Source organism: Bradyrhizobium sp. 141, from assembly GCF_023074055.1.
Taxonomy (GTDB): domain Bacteria; phylum Pseudomonadota; class Alphaproteobacteria; order Rhizobiales; family Xanthobacteraceae; genus Bradyrhizobium.
Map to the genome: position 1 here is coordinate 1 of NZ_JADPKR010000052.1, position 1,187 is coordinate 1,187.

The 1,187-nt window shown below is 60.3% G+C and carries 1 protein-coding gene and 1 pseudogene; both read right to left on the bottom strand.

What is annotated here, in order from left to right:
- Positions 1–84: 84 nt before the first annotated feature.
- Complete coding sequence (locus IVA81_RS14415) at positions 85–552, bottom strand: group II intron maturase-specific domain-containing protein (RefSeq protein ID WP_247318981.1); 468 nt, start codon at positions 550–552, stop codon at positions 85–87.
- Positions 553–570: 18 nt separating this feature from the next.
- Positions 571–1,178 (bottom strand): annotated as a pseudogene (locus tag IVA81_RS14420) (reverse transcriptase domain-containing protein); the annotation flags it as partial.
- Positions 1,179–1,187 lie beyond the last annotated feature (9 nt).

The following is a 1,187-nucleotide window of genomic DNA, read 5'->3' on the forward strand; positions in this document are numbered from 1 at the left end:
TGATCGGGATAGGGGGACGTCTCGCGACGCCACCCCTCCCACACCACCGGGCATACGGGTCCGTACCACGGCGGTTCGATCGAGTTAAGCCGGCACAGGCATGAAGATTCGGGGGAGACCAAGAGAGTCGAACACGTGATTTCGTAGAGCGTGTTGAACCGCCGGGTGTCCGGACATGCGCCAGAGTCCCGTCGGTGAACCGGCAGCGACCGACGCGGCGAACTTCGCGATGCCGAGGCGGCGAAGCTCCCTAAATCGGTTATGCCCGTTCCGCCATTGCCGCCAGAGATACAAACGCAGTCTCCGGCGGATCCAGGCTTCCAGGTTCGTTAGCACGCGCGGCGTCTGGCAGAAGCCGAAGTACCCGCGCCATCCGATGAGGTATGGCGTGAGGTCTGCGATCATCTGCTGCAAACTGACCCCTCGCGTCCGGCACGTGATTTCCCGGATTCGGTCTTTGAACTTGTCGAGGGCTTTCGGCGCAATGCGTCGCTCGCTCCCGTCATTCGCAATGCTGAATCCGAGAAATTTACGTTCCTCGGGTCGCGCCACCGCGCTTTTGGCCTCGTTGACTTTCAAGCGGAGCTTGTCGGTCAGGAACCGGCCGATCGAGGCCCTCACCCTTTCGCCGGCGTGGAGGCTGCGAACATAGATGTTGCAGTCATCCGCGTAACGGCAGAACCGGTGACCACGTCGAGCCAATTCCTTGTCGAGATCGTCGAGCACGATATTACTGAGGAAGGGCGAGAGCGGACCGCCTTGCGGGGTCCCTTCGTCCACCGGTCGGACCAAACCATCTTCCAATACCCCGGCATTCAGGAATGCCCGGATAAGCTTGAGCACGCGTTTATCGGGTATCCGTGCGGCGACGCGCGACATCAGGATGTCGTGGTTAACTCGGTCGAAAAATCTTTCCAAATCGAGATCAACCACTACGTTGTAGCCATCGGCGACGTAACGCTGTGCCTGGGCTACAGCCTGTGGGCGGACCGCCCTGGCCGAAATCCGAAACTGTGCTCCGAAAACGTCGGATCCCATCGCTCTTGGAGAACTTGCAGCACGGCTTGTTGAATCAGGCGGTCGACGACACAGGGGACGCCGAGTTTCCTGACCCCGCCGTCCGGTTTCGGGATTTCGACCCGTTTGACCGGCTGCGGCTGATAGTTTCCGTTGAGCAGTTGAGACCG